Source organism: Arsenicibacter rosenii, assembly GCF_001870735.1.
GTDB classification, from domain to species: Bacteria; Bacteroidota; Bacteroidia; order Cytophagales; family Spirosomataceae; genus Arsenicibacter; species Arsenicibacter rosenii.
In genome coordinates, this window is sequence record NZ_MORL01000135.1 from 1 (window position 1) to 1475 (window position 1475).

The following is a 1475-nucleotide window of genomic DNA, read 5'->3' on the forward strand; positions in this document are numbered from 1 at the left end:
ATACTTCGAGCTGACCGGTAATGGCCGTCAGGGGTGTCCGGAGTTCGTGGGAGGCGTTCGAGACAAATGTTCGCTGTAGCCGGAATGCGTCTTCGAGGCGGTTAAGCATGCGGTTAAACCGCTGAGCGAGTTGAGTGATTTCGTCATTTTTTTCGCCTACCGGCAGGCGCAGGGATAAATTCGATGCCGTAATCCGGTCGATGCGCTGGTTGATGTCGGAGATCGGCTGGAGCATGCGTCCGGTGTAAAACCGGCCTGCCACCAGCATGATGGCTGTCATCAGAATCCAGCCACTGAACAGGATCTGTGCCAGATTCTTAGTCATCCGCAGGCCATATACATCGACACCCGACGCAAAAATGACGTACGGCACCTTGTCTTCCCTGAAGACCACCCCGACAATTTCACGCGCATCCTGTTCAAAATGATAGACCTTCCGTTCCCTGACCAGCGCCAGCGTTTGGGCCGAAATAGACAGGTAGTCGTTACCGCTTTCGTACACCAGCCTGTCGGCAGGGTCGTAGATAACAATCTCCTCCCGTGGCAATACCGTCAGCTGATTCTGATCCATCAGTTTATAGAGCGCCGGTCCGATCCGTTTCGGTCCCACCAGAAAATGACCCGCCGACGTGGCTTCGGCTTTAAGCCGGTTTTCAAACTCGCGGCCACGGTATTTGTCGGCTACCCAGTAAAGGACCAGGCAGGAGAAGGCCAGTAAAACCGAAACGATGGCCGTAAACAGTAAGGTTAGCTGGTTGCGGAGACTCATTTTTCTTTCAGTACATACCCCATCCCGATCAGCGTATGAATGAGCTTTTTGGGGGAGTCTTTGTCAATCTTTGCCCGTAAATAGCTGATATAAACGTCGATGACATTGGTGCCGGTGTCGAACCCGACATCCCATACCTGTTCGGCAATATCGACCCTGGACACGACACGGCCGGCGTTGCGCATGAGATACTCAAGGAGGGCATATTCGCGGGCGGTCAGGTCAATGGTCTGCCCGTGTCGTTTGGCTACGCGTTCGTCGAGGTTCAGTTCCAGATCGGCCACCTTCAGCACATTGCTTTGCTCATCGTGGGGGATAGACCGCCGCAACAGGGCTTTAATACGGGCAATGAGCTCCAGAAAATCAAAGGGTTTGGCCAGGTAATCGTCTGCGCCCGCGTCGAAACCGAGCAGTTTGTCGGCCGTGGTATCAAGTGCTGTCAGCATCAGAATGGGGATGTGCCTGTTTTGTGAACGGACATACTCCGTAAGTTCCAGTCCGCTGATATCCGGCAGATTCACATCCATAATGATGAGGTCATACGGGTTAGTGTCGAATAAAGTTTTGCCTTCTGTACCGGTCAGGGCCACATCGACCCGGTAGGCCTGTGTTTGCAGCCCTTTTTTTATAAAGGTGGCTACTTTGGGCTCATCTTCGACAACCAGAAGGTGCCGGGTTGGTTCATTCAGCATAATAAACGCAGTGC

General features: G+C 53.2%; 2 protein-coding genes. Both read right to left on the reverse strand.

The window, feature by feature from the left end:
• A partial coding sequence (locus BLX24_RS30330; protein ID WP_143092927.1) for a HAMP domain-containing protein occupies window positions 1-769 on the reverse strand: 769 nt, incomplete at its 3' end.
• Window positions 766-1461, reverse strand: coding sequence for a response regulator transcription factor (locus BLX24_RS30335; protein ID WP_071506905.1), 696 nt, complete (start codon window positions 1459-1461; stop codon window positions 766-768). The genes BLX24_RS30330 and BLX24_RS30335, both read right to left, overlap by 4 nt.
• Window positions 1462-1475 lie beyond the last annotated feature (14 nt).